The sequence below is a fragment of the Phytohabitans maris genome (genome assembly GCF_031085175.1).
Taxonomy (GTDB): Bacteria; Actinomycetota; Actinomycetes; order Mycobacteriales; family Micromonosporaceae; genus Phytohabitans; species Phytohabitans maris.
The window spans coordinates 26,384-43,321 of the sequence record NZ_JAVHUY010000041.1 but is presented as its reverse complement, the minus strand read 5'-3'; the positions used below and the strand labels follow the sequence as shown (position 1 = coordinate 43,321).

10 protein-coding genes are annotated in these 16,938 nt (G+C 74.3%); 7 read left to right on the top strand and 3 right to left on the bottom strand.

From position 1 onward, the window contains the following. Window positions 1–106: 106 nt before the first annotated feature. Window positions 107–922 carry a class I SAM-dependent methyltransferase gene (locus RB614_RS33180; RefSeq protein ID WP_308716645.1) on the bottom strand — a complete coding sequence of 272 codons (816 nt, stop codon included), beginning with the start codon at window positions 920–922 and terminating at the stop codon, window positions 107–109. Window positions 923–986: 64 nt separating this feature from the next. On the opposite strand from RB614_RS33180, the gene RB614_RS33175 reads away from it, so the two are divergent. Continuing rightward, window positions 987–1,592: a TetR/AcrR family transcriptional regulator gene (locus RB614_RS33175; RefSeq protein WP_308716644.1), complete on the top strand. Its 606-nt coding sequence runs from the start codon at window positions 987–989 to the stop codon at window positions 1,590–1,592. 120 nt (window positions 1,593–1,712) lie between these two features. Here RB614_RS33175 and RB614_RS33170 read toward each other — a convergent pair whose 3' ends face one another. After that, window positions 1,713–2,717, bottom strand: a complete 1,005-nt coding sequence (locus RB614_RS33170) for an SDR family NAD(P)-dependent oxidoreductase (protein WP_308716643.1) — start codon at window positions 2,715–2,717, stop codon at window positions 1,713–1,715. 55 nt (window positions 2,718–2,772) lie between these two features. Between RB614_RS33170 and RB614_RS33165 the strand changes: the two genes are divergently transcribed. From RB614_RS33165 to mycP, 4 genes are all read left to right on the top strand, one after another. After that, window positions 2,773–3,717 carry an AraC family transcriptional regulator gene (locus tag RB614_RS33165; RefSeq protein ID WP_308716642.1) on the top strand — a complete coding sequence of 315 codons (945 nt, stop codon included), beginning with the start codon at window positions 2,773–2,775 and terminating at the stop codon, window positions 3,715–3,717. A 652-nt stretch (window positions 3,718–4,369) separates the two neighbouring features. Further along, window positions 4,370–5,737: a peroxidase family protein gene (locus RB614_RS33160; RefSeq protein WP_308716641.1), complete on the top strand. Its 1,368-nt coding sequence runs from the start codon at window positions 4,370–4,372 to the stop codon at window positions 5,735–5,737. Between the two features lie 122 nt (window positions 5,738–5,859). Beyond that, window positions 5,860–8,643 carry a hypothetical protein gene (locus RB614_RS33155; protein ID WP_308716640.1) on the top strand — a complete coding sequence of 928 codons (2,784 nt, stop codon included), beginning with the start codon at window positions 5,860–5,862 and terminating at the stop codon, window positions 8,641–8,643. Then, the gene (gene mycP, locus RB614_RS33150) at window positions 8,640–9,833 is read left to right on the top strand and encodes a type VII secretion-associated serine protease mycosin (RefSeq protein WP_308716639.1); all 1,194 of its coding nucleotides are present in this window, start codon (window positions 8,640–8,642) and stop codon (window positions 9,831–9,833) included. The genes RB614_RS33155 and mycP overlap by 4 nt, the downstream gene beginning before the upstream one ends. A gap of 694 nt (window positions 9,834–10,527) precedes the next feature. Here mycP and eccCa read toward each other — a convergent pair. Then, on the bottom strand, window positions 10,528–14,472 hold the full coding sequence (eccCa, locus tag RB614_RS33145; RefSeq protein WP_308716638.1) for a type VII secretion protein EccCa: 3,945 nt from the start codon (window positions 14,470–14,472) through the stop codon (window positions 10,528–10,530). A gap of 167 nt (window positions 14,473–14,639) precedes the next feature. Here eccCa and RB614_RS33140 point away from each other — a divergent pair, with 167 nt between their 5' ends. Together RB614_RS33140 and eccD are read left to right on the top strand one after the other, a co-directional pair. Then, entirely contained in the window at window positions 14,640–15,527 is an 888-nt protein-coding gene (locus tag RB614_RS33140) for a hypothetical protein (RefSeq protein ID WP_308716636.1), read from the top strand. A 13-nt stretch (window positions 15,528–15,540) separates the two neighbouring features. After that, a complete protein-coding gene (gene eccD / locus RB614_RS33135; protein ID WP_308716635.1) occupies window positions 15,541–16,938 on the top strand; it encodes a type VII secretion integral membrane protein EccD in 1,398 nt (465 codons plus the stop codon).

Sequence of the window (16,938 nt, the reverse complement as noted above, 5' to 3'; positions counted from 1 at the left end):
AACGGCGTCGTACCCGATGCGGCGCGCTGAACACGCCGACGCCGGGGTTCATGCCGGGAGCGGGGCGCCGACCCGTTCCACCCGCAGGGCTGTGACGACCCCGCGGTCACGGCTCGGCGCGGACCGCGGTGAGGCCCCAGGTCGCGTACCGGAGCGTGACGGTGCCGCCCAGCGCGTCGACCGCCGCCGCCACGTCGGCCAGGATCCCGGCCACCTTGTCCGGCGGGAGGCTGGTGAGGCCGCCGGACGTGGGGATCAGGTCGAGCAGCTCGTCCCGGCGGTACGCCCGCTCCCAGTCGTACCGCCACAGCTCCGGCTCGCCGAACCCGCCCGCCTCGCGGATCCCCTCCGCGGCCCTGGCGTAGAGCCCTCGGTACGCGTCCAGGATCGACCCGTCCCGCTGGCCGTCGAAGCCGACGGGCGATTCGGGAGCGGCCCGCCGGTACGCCGCGGCGAGCGCCTGGGCCACGCCGGGCGGGAGCTCGAACACGTGCCCGAAGGGCGCCAGCACCCCGCCGGGCCGGAGCACCCGCGCGGCCTTGGCGGCGCCGGCGACCGGGTCGATCCAGTGCCAGGCGGTGCCGGCGACGACCGCGTCGAAACTCCGCCCGGCCGGGTCCCACGCCTCGAACGCCGCCACCTCCACCTCGACGCCGGTACTTCGCGCGAAGCCGGCCATCCGCGGGTCCGGCTCGATGCCGAGCACCCGGCACCCGGCCGCCTGGAACTGGCGCGCGTCGATGCCGGTGCCGCAGCCGACGGCCAGGAGGTCCGGGCCGGGGCTGGCGGCCAGGATCCGCTCGACCATCGCGTCCGGGTACGGCGCCCGGGTCCGGTCGTAGCGCTCGGGATCGACCCCGAACGACTCCGCCATCTCGCGGTGCCGGTGGGGCTCGGGTTTCGCGGCGGGAACAGTGGGCATGCGCCCACTCTAGTGGGCAAGTGCCCATTAGGCACACGATAGTGTTCCGCGGTGAGCGGCGAGCGTGAGGGAGGTCCTGGCGGTGCCCACCGGTGTGGCGCTGAGCGACCCGCGCCAGCAGCTGTTCGACGCGGCCGAGCGGGTCCTGCTGCGGACCGGGGCGGCCGGGCTGACCAGCCGGGCGGTCACCGCCGAGGCGGGCGTCGCCAAGGGGGTACTGCACCGGCACTTCGCCGACTTCGACGGGTTCCTCGCGGAACTGGTGCTGGACCGCATCGCCCGGGTCGGCGCCCAGACCACCGCGCTGCGCGGCGCGGCCGGCACCGGCTCCGTCGCCGGCAACCTGACCGGCGCGCTGACCCTCCTCTTCGAGCCGGTGATGGTGGCCATCGTGGCCCTGGTCATCGCCCGGGACGAGCTGCGTACCCGGTTGCGCCGGGCCGGCACCGCCCGGTTCCCGCTCGTCGGCGAGGGGACCGCGATGGTCGCCGGCTACCTCGCCGCCGAGCGCGACCTGGGCCGGATCGCCCCGGACGCCGACGTCGACACGCTCGCCCCGACCCTGATCGGCGCCGCGCACCTGCTCTTCACCGAGCGGAAGGGGAGCCCGCCGGAGCCCGAGGCGCTCCGCAGGGTGGTGACCACGGTCCTGGCCGGCGTCACCCGCTGACGGTCGCGCTGACCGCCGTCAGCCGGGCGCTGGCCACCCCTCGACGGCGTGTCCCGTGTGAAGACCGCCCCGGTCGTACGCCGGCTGAAAGGCCCTGGGATCCTCCTCGTCCCCTGAGCCTCAGTCCTTGAGCAGCCGCTCGCTCAGCTCCCAGAGCCGCCGCGCCGACTCCGGGTCGATGGCGTGCGGCACGACGTCGGAGGGGACGTCCTCCCCGCTGCCGAAGTCGAAGGCCCGCGGGGTGTCCAGCGGCCCGACCTCGTTGTCCTTCAGGTAGACGCCGCCGATGCCGTCGAGCAGCGGGCTCGTCGCCGCGAACACGCTGGTGCTCGCCCCCTGCCGCGGTGTCTTCATCTCCCGGGCGGGGTCGAGGACCGGCCGGCCGGTCTCGTCGATCAGCCCCATCGCCCGCAGCTGGTCCTCGTTCACCGCGGGGCCGTCCTCGGTCCGCGACGGGCCCAGGCCGGTGGTGACCACGATGCCCGGGTGCGCGGCGTAGCCGCGGATGCCGTCCGCCGCCCACCGCCGGTCCAGCTCGACGGCGAAGAGCACGTTGGCGGTCTTGGACTGGCCGTAGGCGAGCAGGCCGTCGTACCCGGTGGTGAAGTGCGGGTCGTCCCAGCGGATGTCGGAGAGGCGGTGGCCCCCGGAGGTCACGTTGACGACCCGGGCGCCGTGGGCGGCGCGCAGCGCGGGCAGCAGGGCCAGGGTGAGCTGGAAGTGGCCGAGGTGGTTGGTCGCGAACTGCGACTCGTAGCCGCGCGCGTCGCGAAACAGCGGGCCGCCCATGATGCCGGCGTTGTTGATCAGCATGTGCAGCGGGCGGCCGGAGTCGAGGTAGCGGTTGGCGAAGTCGTCGATGGACTTCGGGTCGAGCAGGTCCAGCCGGCCGACCTCGACGCGCTCGATGCCGGCCACCGCCGCCGCGGCGCGGTCCGGGGTACGCGTACCGACGACGACGGACGCGCCGGCCTTGCCGAGCGCCCGGGTGGTCTCCAGGCCGAGCCCGGCGTGGCCGCCCGTCACGATGGCGTACCGGCCGGTCAGGTCGATGCCCCGCAGGACGTCGTCGGCCGTCGAGGCGGCGGTGAACCCGGTGCCGATGGGGTGCTGCTTGTCTGTCATGCCACCAGCCTGCGCCGGGCTTTCCGGACTCTGAATAGTTGTCAGTCCGCATTTCTTGCGTGATAGTACGGAGGTGGCCGGTGACCAGCTGTCCGAGGTGTTCGACCTCGTCGAGATCCGCGGTCTGCTCTCCGGCGGTTTCGCCGTGCGCGGCCCCTGGGTGTCGCGCGCCTCCGTGGAGGGCCTGAAGTTCTTCGCGCTCGTCTGCGGCCGGGCCCGGCTCACCACCGACGGCATCGACCGGCCGATCGACCTCGAGCCGGGCGACGTCGCCATCCTCAACAACCGGTCCTGGCTGGAGCTCGAGGGCGGCACCGGCGACGGACCGCCCCGCGAGATCCAGCCCGAGCCGGGCTTCTCCTCCAGCCGCCTCCAGTGCGCCGACCGCGGCACCGACGACATCATGGTCGGCGGCCGGGTCGAGCTCAACCCGGCCGGCCAGGCCCTGCTGCAGCAGGCGCTCCCGCCGGTGGGGCACGTGCGGGCCTCGGCCGCCGCGGCGACCCACCTGCGCGGCAGCCTCGACCGCCTCTTCGACGAGGTGACCGGCAACCGCATGGGCTCCGCGTTCGCGATCCGGCAGTACGGCCAGCTCCTGCTTCTCGAAGTGCTGCGGGCCTACGTCGACCAGGCCGAGCTGCCGCCGGGCTGGCTGCGGGTGCTGGCCGACGAGCGGCTGCGCCCGGCACTCCGCCTCATCCACGCCGAGCCCGGCAGGCCCTGGGGCCTGGCCGAGCTGGCACACGCCGCCGCGATGTCGCGCACCTCGTTCGCCGAGCGCTTCCGGAGCGTGGCGGGCATGCCGCCGCTGACCTACCTCAACCGCTGGCGGATGCTGCTGGCGCAGCGCGCCCTCCGCGACGGCGAGGTCCGCGTCGGGTCGCTCGCCACGAAGCTGGGGTACGCGTCGGAGAGCGCCTTCAGCACCGCGTTCAAGCGGGAGGTGGGCGAGTCGCCGCTGCGCTACCGCTACCGCCTCCGCGCCGAGCGGTCCCGCTGACCGCCGCCGGACCGAGTCTGTGATCGAAGCTCCTTTGAAGTCGCTAGAGCGACTTGGCGGGAGCTTCGATCACGAACACCGCCGAGGCGGTTGAGCTCGTCGAGCCCGACCGGTCCGCGCTCCAGCCAGACGTCGTTCTCGTGGATGTGCGGGGGTAGGAGAAGGCCCGGCTCGAAGGGTTACTCGATGATCGAGACGGCGCCGGCGGTCTCCTCGGCGTAGAGCTTGACGACGACGCCGTGGGCGTCGTCTCCCTCGTCGGCGGCGATCAGGGTCTTGCCTTGACCCGATTCTGCATGGCTAACCTCCTTGCCCGCGCTCGTCGCGGCGGTCAGGTCTCGTCGAGTCGTTGGTCAGTCGAATCTCGTCACCCCTCCACCCTTGCCCCGACCGGCTGTCGGTCATGCCTTCCCGGAACCCTCCGGGAGTGCGTCGAATCGAGGACAGTCTCCTTTATCGGGGCGGGGTGGTCGGTAGCCTCGCATTTAACGAATTTTCCGGCGGCGAAACCGCGCCGACCGTCCAGCGTTTTCGCCTTTCGCTGTCGGGGACACGATCGACAAATGGGGGAGTCGTGAATCTCGCACAGTCAACGTCGCCACACCGCCATGCCTACCCGCTACGGGGGATCGACAACGTCGCCAGGTCCGCATTGTTCGAGGGCCGATTCGGGCGAATCTTCCGCCGCCTGCCGGCATTCACGCCCGACGACACCACGATCGCCGAGATCGCCGCGGCGATGGCCGAACCCAGCGGCGGTGACCCGGCCCTGGACAACGAGAAGATCCCGGCCGGATACACCTACCTGGGGCAGTTCATCGACCACGATCTCACGTTCGACCCGGTCTCCAGCCTCGACCGGCAGAACGACCCCGACTCGCTCACCAACTTCCGCACACCCCGCTTCGACCTCGACTGCCTCTACGGGCGGGGCCCGGCCGACCAGCCCTACCTGTACGACAAGAGGAACAGCGGCCAGTTCGTGATCGGCGAGCACGACAACGAGCTCGACCTGCCCCGAAGCGGCCAGGACACCGCCCTGATCGGTGATCCGCGCAACGACGAAAACATCTTCGTCAGCCAGATCCACCTGACCATGCTGCTGTTTCACAACAAGGTCTTCGAACGGCGTGCCGACTTCGGCCAGGCGGTCGCCCAGGCCACCGAAACCGAATTCACCGCCGTGCAGCGGGTGGTGCGTTGGCACTACCAGTGGGTCGTGATCCACGACTTCCTGCGCCGGATCGTCGGCGAGGAGACGCTCGGCCAGGTGCTGATCCGCGAACCGCAGACACCGTACGGGCCGCCGGTCGAAAAGGCGCGGCTGGCCTTTTTCAAGTGGCGCAACCAGCCTTTCATGCCGGTCGAGTTCGCGGTGGCCGCGTACCGGTTCGGGCACTCGATGATCCGCGGCAGGTACACGTTCAACAGCACCGTGCCGCCACTTCCGATCTTCACCAAGGAACCGATCGCCGAGTCGCCACCGCTCAGCCACCTCGGCGGGTTCCGCATCCTGCCGCCGTTCTGGCAGGTCGAGTGGGCCCGGTTCTTCGAGATCGACCCGGCCGTCCAGCCGCAGGCCACCCGCAGGATCGACACCAACATCGTCGGCCCGATGCTCGAACTGCCGCCGGAGGTCGCCCCCGGCATGCCGTCGCTGGCCGAGCGCAACATCACCCGCGGCGCCCGCCTCGGGCTCCCCTCCGGACAGTCCGTCGCCCGGGCGATGGGCCTGACCCCCCTCACCGACCAGGAGCTCGCGCTCCCCAAGCCGGGCCCCGCACCGCTGTGGTACTACGTGCTGCGCGAGGCCGCCCTGCACGCCAACGGTGAGCACCTCGGCCCGGTCGGCGGCCGCATCGTCGCCGAGGTCTTCCTCGGGCTCCTCGCCGCCGACCCCTCCTCCTACCTGCACACCGACCCCGGCTGGACACCCTTCCTGCCCGCCGCCACGCCCGGCGAGTTCACCATGGTCGACCTGATCAACTTCACCGGGTTCGGCCTTACGCCGATCGTCTGAGCGCCGATTGGGCGGCCTGGGCTGGACCCGGCAGCCGCCCGGCAGTGAGGGAATACCCCCGATCCGGCGGCGGGCGCGACGCGCCCCCGCCGGTGCCGGGCGGCGGCCGGCATGCTGCTGGCATGGGCAGGATGTCGCTGCGCCGGCTCCGCGACTGGCGGACGCCGGCGCCGTCCGCCTGCGGCGACGGCCTGATCGTCGAACACTACGGCGTCGGCGTGCTCATCACCCACCCCGCCGATCCGCCGTACGTGTACTGGCGCATGCTGCGCACGGCGGCCGGTACGGCGGGCGAGCCGCTGGTGCTGATGTCTCCGGGCGCGGCCGGGCATCCCGAGGCCCGCACCGTGCTCGCGGACGCGGTGTGCGCGGCGGCGCGGGCCCGTCCCGGCCGCGAGCGGGTCTGGCTGGGCAACCCGGGGCTCGGCGGCACCGACCCGGCGAACGTCGCCTGGCTGGCCGCGCTCTCCCGGACGTCCGGTGTGGACCTCGTCGCGGCGGACGGCCAGATCGCGTTCCTGCCCGGTGGCGGCCTCTACGCCGGCCCGACCTCCGGCGCCTCCGGCTGGCGGCTGTTCGGCCCGGACGGGGCCGGCGACATCATCGGGTACCGGTATCCGGCGCCGGGCCCACCGCCGCAGACGCCGGCGCGACCGGCGCGGGCGGACGGGCGCCCCGGCGAGCGGGTACCGTCCGCGCTCACGGCCGGCTGGCTGCGGCGGGACACCCGGCTCTGGTGGCTCGGGGACGAGGGGGACGTCGTCGCCGAGGTGGTGCCGGCCGGCATCCTGCTCCGCCCCGGTGGACTGTACACTTCGGACGCTCTGGTCGTCGTGGACCCGCTCTCGTCGACGATTTCCGTTGGCACGGTGGGCTTTCCGGTGCCGGCGACGCTGGTGGACGCGCTGCGCCGGCTGGTCGCGGGCGCCCCACCCGACCCGCCCGGCGCGCTGCTGCTGAGAGTGACCGGCGAGGCCGACCCCGAGCGGCGCGCCGAGATCGCCGCCGTGGCCGAGGAGGCCGGCTGGGAGACGGAGGGCGTGCCGCCCGGCGTCGCCTCGTCGCCCCGGGCATCCGCACCGCCGCCCCGCGTCTCCGCACCGCCACTTCCCGCGGCGCCCTTGCCGCCGCTCGCCCCAACGTCCGCGCCGCCGGCGCCGGCGCCCGACCCGCTGCCTCCGGTGCCGCCGCAGCTGTCCTGGGTGTCGGTGCTGCCGCTCTCGGAGCCCGCGCCGCTGCCGCAGGCGCCCATATCGCCGGCGCCCTCCTGGCTGTCCCAGCCGCCGCCGCCGTCGTCGTCGGTGTTCGAGCCGCCGCCGTCGGTGTTCGGGCCGCCGCCTTCGGTGTCCGCGTGGCCGCCACTCTCCGAAGAGGACGCCCACCCGCCGCTCTCGGCGCCCATTGAGCCGCCGCTCCCGAAGGCCGCCGAGCCGCTGCCTTTGGAGCAGCCTGAGGCGCCGCTCTTGGAGCACACCGAGCCGCTGCCGGCGGCGGGACCGCCGCCCGCCCCAGCCCAACCGGTCGGCGTTGAGCCGGTGCCCGCTGACCTTGGGTCTCCGCCCGCGCCAGCCCAGCCGGCCGACGTTGAGCCGGTGCCCGCTGACCTTGGGCCTCCGCCCGCGCCAGCTCAGCCGGTCGACGCTGGGCCGCTGCCCGCGCCAGCACCGCCCGCTGACGTCGGGCCACTGCCCGCGCCAGCCCGGCCGGTGGGCGCGTGGCCGCCGCTGGCCGTGTCCGCGCCACCGACCCGCGTGGTCTCCAACCCGGTGCCGGTGCCGCCGCCCGCGGCGCCCGATCCCGTGCCGGGTAACGCACCCCATCCGCCGCCGTGGGCTCCCGATCCGTTGCCGCCAACCGCGCCCGCCCCGGTGCCCGACGGCGCGCCCGACCCTGTAACGGCCGGCGTGCCTGACCTGGCGCAGGCAAGCGCGACCGCCGCCGTGCCCGCTCAGGCGGCGGCCGGCGCGAGCGGGCCGGGCGCCACCGCGTACCCGATGGTTGTCGCGGCGCCGGTGATCACGGTGGCCGAGCCTTCGACGGACGAGCCGCCGCCCGCCCCTGAGGCACCGGCCGTGACGGTGACGGCCCCGGTGGCCCCGGCGGTGCCGGTGCGCCTGGCGGACCGGGCGAGTACGGCGGCGGAGCAGCGCGCGTTCGTGGCGGCGCTCGGGCCGGCCTTCACCGACTCGCTGGCGACCGTCAACGCGGCCCTCTCCACCTGGCCGGCGCTGCGCGACGACTCGCCGGGCGCGAAGGCGGACTACGCGGCGGTCTGCGTCTACCTTGGCGGCGGCGGCTGGGGAGCGGTGCGGCTCAACGCGGCGCTCCGCGCGGGCCGCCCGCCGGAGCTCGACGGGTACCTGGCCTGCCTGGTCTCCGGGATGCGCCGGCTGCCGCTGCACCGCCGCGCGGTGCTCTGCCAGGCTACGGTCGCCGGGCCGGTCGAGCTGAGCTACCCGGTGGGTGAGGTGCTGACCGAGCCGGCGTTCCGGAGCGCGAGCGCCGGCCTGGACGTCGCGGTTCCCGGCGCGAACGTCGACCTGCTGATCCTGTCCCGGACCGCGCGCCAGATCTCGGTGCTCGCCCCGCGCGACCGGGTCCTGGAGGAGGCGGCCTTCCTGGGCGGAACGCGGTTCAAGGTGCTGGAGGTGCGCAGGTCCGAGGCGAAGGGCGGGGACGGCGCCGCCCTGCCCGGCACCGCGGTCCTGCTGCGGGAGGTGCCGCCGGGCGAGCGGGCCGCCGCGAACGGTCCGGACGACGCGGACCGCCTCGCGCTCGACCGGCTGGCCCGGGCCCTGGCACACCGGCAGAGCCAGCCGCCGCGCGCGGTCGAGGACGCCGATCTGATGCAGCGGCTGGCCGGCCCGGCCCTGGGTGCCGCCGGCGCGGCGGTGGCGTACCCGTGACGGCCTTCGGACGCCCGGCGCCGCGGGTGGTCGCGGCGGTCGCGCTGGTCGCCGTCGCCGCGGTGCCGACCCCACCGTCCACTGCGGACGGTGCCTGCCTGCCGGCGCCGACGAGCACCGAGACCGGGGTACCGTGGGGCCAGCAGCGCCTCGGCGTCGAGCGGGCCTGGCCCCTGTCCCGCGGGCAGGGCGTGACGGTCGCCGTGGTGGACACCGGCGTCGACGGGGGCACCCCGCAGCTTCGCGGCCGCGTGCTGCCCGGCCAGGATCTCACCGCGACCGGCCGGCCCCGCGCCGACAACGACTGCTTCGGCCACGGCACCTTCGTCGCCGGTATCGTCGCCGCGGCCCCGGCGGAGGGGACCGGGTTTACCGGTGTCGCGCCGGACGCGCGGATCCTGCCGGTCCGGGTGGCCAACACGATGGAGGACGGCACCGCGGCCCGGCTCGCCCAAGGCGTGCGCGCCGCGGTGGACGCCGGTGCCAAGGTCGTCAACATCTCGGCCAGTACGCCGGTGCCGGATCCGAGCCTGGTCGCCGCCGTGGAGTACGCCGAGCGGCGCGACGTCGTGGTCGTCGCGGCCGCCGCCAACGGCGCCGAGCGGGGCCAGACGGTCGCCTACCCCGCCGCGTTCCCCACCGTGGTCGCCGTGGGCGCGATCGACTCCGGCGGCGGCCTCGCCAACTTCTCCCAGACCGGCAAGCACCTCGGGCTGGTCGCGCCCGGCGTGGACGTGACCAGCGTGGGACCGCGCGGCGCCGGACACTGGCAGGGGAGCGGCACGAGCTACGCCGTACCGTTCGTGAGCGGGACGGCGGCGCTGGTCCGGGCGTACCGGCCGGGGCTGACCGCGGCGCAGGTGCGGGCCCGGCTGCTCGCCACCGCCGACCATCCGGCCGCGGCGATGCCGGACCCCGGGTTCGGGTGGGGCGTGGTCAACCCGGCCGCCGCGGTCTCCGCCGTCCTCCCCGAGGAGGGCGGCGCGAGCGCGGCCGAGCCACCCCCGGCGGCACGCCACCCCGACCTGCCCCCGCCCGACCCGACCGGCCCACGACTCGCGGCGCTCGCCGCCGGCGCCGCGGTGGTCGCGACCGGCCTGGTGGCGCTGCTCGCGGTCCTGTTGCCCGCCGCCAACCGCCGCCGCTGGCGCCCCGCCCGCTCAGCCGTGGTCGATCAGACCCGCCGCTAGTGCGGTGGCCACTAACGTTCACCGGGTGACCGGCGGCCTTCGGCCGCTGGTCACCCGGGCCGGCGAAGCCGGCAAAGGTTAGTGGCCAGCGCACTAGCGGATCCAACCCAAGAGACAGATGCGAGCCACGCCGACGTCCACGGCGGTCCAGCCCAATGCCACTCCCCTCCTGCGCGCGACGGCTTGACCCAAACCGGTCGACGCGTCGGCGATCGTGGTATTTCAGTGCCCCTCCGAGGGCACCTGGATACCACGATCCCAAGCCGCAGATCGTGGTACCTGGCTGTAGCTCTGGCGACAGCCAGGTACCACGATCCGCACGAGCCAGCCCACGCCCCGACGCCGATCAAGGGACGCACGGCTCAAGAGCGGACCGTCCCAGCAGATCGTGGTACGGATCCGCCCGCCCGGGGGCAACTGCGTACCACGATCTCGACCACCCGCCCGGTGGTGACCGCGGCCCGCGCGGGCCGGGCGACGGCCTGGAGTTCGCGAGCGTGCCCAGTTCACCGGGCCTTGACCGAATCAGCGTGAGTGGCATTGGGGCCGGACCGTCGCGCCCGCGGCCTCACCCTTCGCGCTTCACAAGCCCGACGCTCGCGACGGCGGTTGCGGCGCGTGCCGCGTGCCGCGGGCATCGTGGTGTCTGGACCACCGCGGAGGTCGCGGTAGCCCTAATGTCTATTGTGGATCCTCAGGTCTGCGGGGTCTGGACGAGGCGGACCTGGCGCCGGCGGTTGACGTACTGGCCGCGGCCGGTGGGCAGCTTGCGCGGCCGTACCGTGCCGAGGAAGGCGCCCTCCTCGCGCGGGCACGACAGCAGCACCGCCGGCGAGCCGAGCTCCCAGGCGCGGCGCATCACCGGGTTGGTCATCGCGCGGCCGGCGCCGCTGGTGCTGCGCGCGATGATCAGGTGGAGGCCGATGTCGGCGCCGTGCGGGAGCAGGGGGAGCAGCGGCTGCAGCGGGGCTTCGCGGCCGCCCTCGATGAGCTCGAAGTCGTCGATGATGATGAACAGCCGGCCGCCGGTCCACCAGTCGCGTTTGGGCAGCCGGCCGGGTGGGATGTCCGGGCCGGGCAGGCGGCCGGTCAGGATCTGGCCGGCCTCGGCCATCGTCGCGGCGAGGCGGTCGACGGACATCGAGTAGCCGATCTGGTGCGCCTCGGGGATCGCCTCGTGCAGCTCGCGGCGGAAGTCGCCGAAGACCACGCGGGCCTCGGCCGGCGGGTGGTGCGCGGCGACCGAGCGGGCGATGTGCCGCAGCAGGTTGGTCTTGCCGGTCTCCGTGTCGCCGAAGACGAGCAGGTGCGGGTTGGTGTCGAAGTCGTGCCAGAGCGGCTCCAGGCGGGCGTCGTCGAGGCCGAGCGGTACGCGCACCTCGGCCTCGCGGGAGGGCGCGGTCGGCGCCGGCAGCGCGGTCGCGGGCAGCCGGTCGGGCAGCAGCCGCACCTGCGGGGCGCGCGGCGCGGTCGGTACGTCCAGCACCTCGACCAGCTCCGCCGTCGCCTCGGCGAGGTCGTCCGTGGTCTGGTACCCGTCGATGCGGGGCAGGGCGGTCAGGAAGTGCTGCCGGTCGGAGGTGATGCCGCGGCCCGGGATGGCCGGCACGGTCGCGGCGACGCGGCTGTTGACCTCCGACTCCACCGGGTCGCCGAGCCGCAGTTCGAAGCGGGTGCCGAGCACGTCGCGCAGCCAGGGCCGGATCTCCGACCAGCGGCCGGCGGAGACGGCGAGGTGGATGCCGAAGCTCAAGCCGCGCGCGGCCAACTCGCCGAAGCGGTCGTCCAGCTCCTGGAAGTCCTGCCGGACCGTGTACCAGCCGTCCACGACGAGGAAGACGTCGCCGTACGGGTCCTGGTCGCGGAACTGGCCGTTGCGGCGGGCGCGGCGGTAGCTGAGCATCGAGTCGATGCCGTTGCTGGCGAAGATCTGCTCGCGCCGGGCCAGCAGGTTGGTCATCTCCAGCACGGTCCGGGTGACCCGGTCGCGGTCCAGCCGGCCGGCGACGCTGCCGACGTGCGGCAGGCGGGCCAGTGAGGCGAGCGCGCCGCCACCGAAGTCGAGGCAGTAGATCTGCACCTCCTCGGCGGTGTGGGTGAGGGCGAGCGAGCAGATCAGCGTGCGCAGCAGGGTGCTCTTGCCGGCCTGCGGGCCGCCGACGACGCCGATGTTGCCGGCGCTGCCGGCCAGGCTGGCCAGGAGCAGCTCGCGCCGCTGCTGGGCGGGGAGGTCGACGAGGCCGACCGGTACGGTGAGCTGGCCGGTGTCGTACTCGCCGACCGGGCGTACGCCGAGCCGCGGGTGCTCGACCAGGGGCGGCAGCAGCTTCTCCAGGGTGGCGGTCTCCTTCAGCGGCGGCAGCCACACCTGGTGCGCCGCCGGGCCGTGGCCGCGCAGCACCTCCAGCAGTACGTCGGCCAGGACCGGTGGCTTCTCCTCGCTCTCCGGCTGCTGGTCCGGCTCGGGCGTGGCCGGCTCCTCCGGGCGCAGGTGCGCGGTGCCGAACGGGACCAGCCCGGCCCCAGCCGCCCGGCGGCGCCGCTGGCCCGGCGGGCGGTACGGCCCGGAGCAGTACGCGGCCTTGAAGCGGATCAGTGTCTGGGTGTCCGGCCGCAGGTAGCCGTTGCCGGGCACGTTGGGCAGCTCGTACGCGTCCGGTACGCCGATCACGCTGCGGCTCTCCATCGAGGAGAAGGTGCGCAGGCCGATCCGGTACGACAGGTGGGTCTCGATCGCGTGGATGCGCCCGTCGTCCAGGCGCTGGCTGGCCAGCAGCAGGTGTACGCCGAGGCTCCGCCCCAGCCGGCCGATCATCGCGAAGACGTCGATGAACTCCGGCTTGTTGCTGAGCATCTCGCTGAACTCGTCCACCACGATGAACAGCGCCGGCATCGGCTCCAGCCGGACCCCTTCGGCGCGGGCCTGCTCGTAGTCGCGGCGGGACGGGTAGCCGGTCGCGCGCAGGTGCTCCTGGCGGCGGTTCAGCTCGCCGGTGAGCGCGTCCTGCATGCGGTCGACCAGCTCCAGCTCCTCGGCCAGGTTGGTGATGACGGCGGAGGTGTGCGGCAGCCGTTCGAAGCCGAGGAACGCCGCGCCGCCCTTGAAGTCGACCAGGACGAGGTTGAGCTCCTCGGAGGAGTGCCGGGCGGCGAGCGCCAGCACCAGCGTGCGCAGCAGCTCGCTCTTGCCGGACCCGGTGGCGCCGATCAGCATCCCGTGCGGCCCCATGCCACCCTCGGCCGCCTCCTTGATGTCCAGCTCGATCGGGGTGCCGGTGGTGGACATGCCGATCGGTACCCGCAGCCGCTGCGCCGCGCTCCGCCCGGCCCGGTACGCCGCGGGGTCGAATGTGGACAGATCGCCGAGGTGCAGCAGGCCGGCCAGGTCGTAGTCGCCGGCGAGCGGCTCCTCGGTGTCGGTGCCCTGGCCGACCCGGTACCGGGCGATCGAGCGGGCCAGCGCCGCGGCGGCGACCGGCCCCATCCGGTCCGGGCGGCCCAGCGGATTGGCGCTCACCTTCCCCAGGTGGTCGAACGTGACGGTGCTCAGCCGCTCCCCGTCCACCTCCAGCAGCAGCGTGTGCGGGCGGGCCTCCCAGCCCAGCGTCCCGCCGGCGTCGAGGACGACGAGGTTGCGGTACCCCTCCATCGCCAGGCGGTGGTCGGCCGGCAGGTGCGGCCCGTCGAGGACCACCACGACGAACGGCTCGACGGCCGTGACCGGGGTGTCCGGCTCGAAGCCCGGCCGGTCCGGTACGCCGAGCGCGGCCAGCACCTCGTCGAGCTCGGCCGCCTCCGTGGCGAACAGCCGGCGGGTACCGGTCACGTCCGGGACCGTCTCGTCCTGCACGTGCGGCAGCCACTTGGCCCAGGCCCAGTCCGGGTGGCTGGAGGCGACCACCAGGCGCAGCTCCTGCGGGGAGTGCGCGACGGCGGTCTGGGCGAGCGCCGCGCGCAGCAGCGCCCGGATGGCCGGGGTGTCGCCGCGGACCCCGATCCGGGCGAACCCGCGCAGGTACACGGCGATCGGCGCGTCCTGCAACGTCGTGTACGCCCGCAGGAAGCGGCGCAGCGCGTGCGCGGCCAGCGGCTCCAGGTCTTCCACCGGCTTGCTCTGCGGCGGCACCAGGCGCAGCGTGGAGCGGCGGGTGCCGAGCCCGAGCCGTACCTCGCCGAAGTCCTCGTGCGCGGTGCGCCGCTCCCAGAGCCGCTGGCTCAGCGCGATCGACCAGAGCGCGCCGGGGTCGGGGTGCTGCCACCGGGCGGCGCGCCGCTCCTCGGTGAGCGCGCCCCGCACCTTGCGCCGGACCTGCCCCAGGTAGCGCAGGTAGTCGCGGCGCTCGCCGTTGAGCCGGTGCTTGTGCTGCCCGGCGTTGCGGATCAGCGGTACGACGAGCATCGCGGCCGCGGAGAGCACCATCAGCCCGACGCCGACGTAGGCGAGCGCGCCGGCGTTGGGGCGCAGGAAGATCAGGACCATGGCCAGTGACGCGATGGCCATCGGCGCGAGCATCAGCACCGCGCTGAGGCCCCGCTCGGCCGGCTCCGGGATGACCGGCGGCTCCTGGAGGGTGATCTCGTCGACGGGCGCCACCGGCCCGGCCCGCCGCGCCTTGCGGGTGAACAACACCGTGCCCACGTCGTCGCTCCTTCGGTGAGGGGTTTCCCTCCATCGGGCGGGTGCCGCACCGCGCCTGCTGCGCTTGGGTGGGCCCCGTGCCTACCGTCTCGACGGGTCTCGGTGTCGCCTTGGCGGGAGATGACCGGACCAACGAAGAAGGACGGACCCACCATACAGGGGGCGTTGTGGCCGCTACAAACGTTGTTCCGGCGGAGCTGAAGAAGATCGCGACGAGCATCGACGGGTTGCTGGACGACCAGAAGGCCATCCTGAGCCTCGGTGAGTGGGCACCCAACGCCGGCAAGTTCGACATGGCGGTGTGGCTGGAGGCCGTCTACACGGACCGCCGCGACGGCGTCGTGACGCACGTGAAGTACCTGGAGATGGCGTGCGCCGAGATCGTCCGCGGGCTCAACACGATCGCGAGCGACTTCGAGAAGGTGGACACCGCCAACGGCGAGGCCGTGGCGGCGTTCGACCAGCGGGCGCTCGACGCGGTCAAGGGCATGGAGGACGCCGAGTTCGCACCGGTCATGGCGGCGGCGCCGCCGGCGAACGGCTTCAAGACCGGGGACGACAAACCCACCGGCGACACCGGCGTCACGATCGTCGGCGACAAGGTGGTCCTGGACGGCGACCCGTTCACCAAGGGCATCCCGGGGATCAGCTCCTTCGACGACCTGGCGCTGCCGTCCGGCAAGGGCACCCTCGACCTGTCGTCGGCGCCGGACGGGCCGGCGGCGAACGGGGAGGGCGTGGTGGAGATCCCCACGCATCTGTCCGACGGCGGCGACCACAGCGACTTCCCGGGCGGCAACAACGGCGGTGGGGGCAACAACGGCGGCGGCGGGAGCAACTACCCGACCGGCGCCGCCTTCGACTCCGGCGCCGAGCCGGACAAGACGAAGTACGACCACCACGACACCAAGTACCGGGGCTCCTCGTTCGTGGTGTACGAGTTCGACGGCAAGCAGCAGACGACCAGCGAGGGCTGGGCGGTCTTCTGGAAGGACGGGAAGGCCTACTACGACAAGAACGGCAACGGCCACCCGGACGCGTTCGAGCACCGTTGAGGATCTGTCCACGATGGAACCGCTGACGAGCCGACGGATCGCGGCGCCGGTGCGGCTGAGGTTCGTGCTCGGCGCCCGCGCCGTCGACCTGGCCCTGCCTGGCGAGGTGCCGCTCGCCGACGTACTGCCGGCCGTGCTCCCGCAGCTCAGCCCGGACGCCCCGGACCGCGGCGCGGAGCACGACGGCTGGGTGGTGCAGCGCCTCGGCGAGCCGCCGCTGGACGAGGAGCGTACCGCCGCCGAGCTCAACCTGCTCGACGGCGAGGCGCTGCACCTGCGCCCCCGCGCCGAGCAGCTGCCCCCGATCGACTTCGACGACCTGGTCGACGGCGTCGCCGAGCAGGCGCGCACCAGCCCGCACCGGTGGACGGTGCCGCGTACCCGGTGGATGCTGCTGGTCTTCGGCGGGCTGCTGCTCGGCGCCGGGCTGGTGCCGCTCGCCCTGGCCGGGCCGGCCGGGGTCCGCGCCACGGTCGCGGCGGCGACGGCCGTGCTGCTGCTCGCCGCGGCCGGCCTGGTGAGCCGGGCGGTGCCCGACGCCCAGACCGGTACGCTGCTGGCCGGCGCGGCCACGGCGTACGCGGCGGTGGGCGGCTGGCTCGGCGCCGACGTGCTGGCGCCGCACTCGGCCGTACCGGTGCGGGCGTCGCTGGCCGTCCTGGCCGCGCTGGTGGTGCTCGCCGCCGGGCTGGCCCTGGTCGGCGACTCGGCGCTGCTGTTCACCGGGGCGCTGGTCTGCGCCGGCTGCCTCGCGGTGCCGGCGGTGCTCTCGGCGGCGGGCGGCCTCGCGGCCCAGTCCGCCGCGGCCTGCGGGCTGGTCGTCACGCTGGTGGTGACGGTGCTGCTGCCGCCGGCCGCGTTCCGGCTCGGCGGGCTGGAGCTGCCGCTGCTGCCGGGCAAGCCGGAGCAGCTCGCCGAAAACATCGAACCCGCGCCGTACCAGGTGGTGGTCGAGCGCGGCCCGGCCGGCCTGGCCTACCTGGCCGCGCTGACGGTCGGCGTGGGGGTCGCGCAGACGGTCGTGGCCGGCGTGCTCGTCGCGCCCGGCGGCCGCTGGCCGATGATCCTGGCGGTGGCGGTCGCCGCCCTGCTGTTCATGCGGGCCCGGCACCTCACCGGCACGGTGGCCCGCTGGGCGATCATGGTCCCGGCCGCCGGGCTGGTCCTCTTCGACCTCGTCCGGTACGCCGCCGACCGCTCCGACCTGGTGCGGGCGGCGGTGGTGGCGCCGGTGGCGGTCGCGGTGGCCGGGGCGCTGCTGACCGCGGCCGCCACGCTGCCCGGCCGGCGGCTGCGCCCGTACTGGGGTCGCGCGGTGGACATCCTGGAGATCGTCATCGCGGTGGCGCTGGTACCGCTGCTCGGCGCCGTGCTCGGCGTCTACCAGATGGTCCGGGCCTGGGCGAGCTGA

Bases quoted from the DNA above. Each gene is read 5' to 3' on its own strand.
- RB614_RS33180 (WP_308716645.1), bottom strand. From the start codon at position 922: ATGCCCACTGTTCCCGCCGCGAAACCCGAGCCCCACCGGCACCGCGAG.
- RB614_RS33170 (WP_308716643.1), bottom strand. From the start codon at position 2,717: ATGACAGACAAGCAGCACCCCATCGGCACCGGGTTCACCGCCGCCTCG.
- RB614_RS33155 (WP_308716640.1), top strand. From the start codon at position 5,860: ATGGGCAGGATGTCGCTGCGCCGGCTCCGCGACTGGCGGACGCCGGCG.
- eccD (WP_308716635.1), top strand. From the start codon at position 15,541: ATGGAACCGCTGACGAGCCGACGGATCGCGGCGCCGGTGCGGCTGAGG.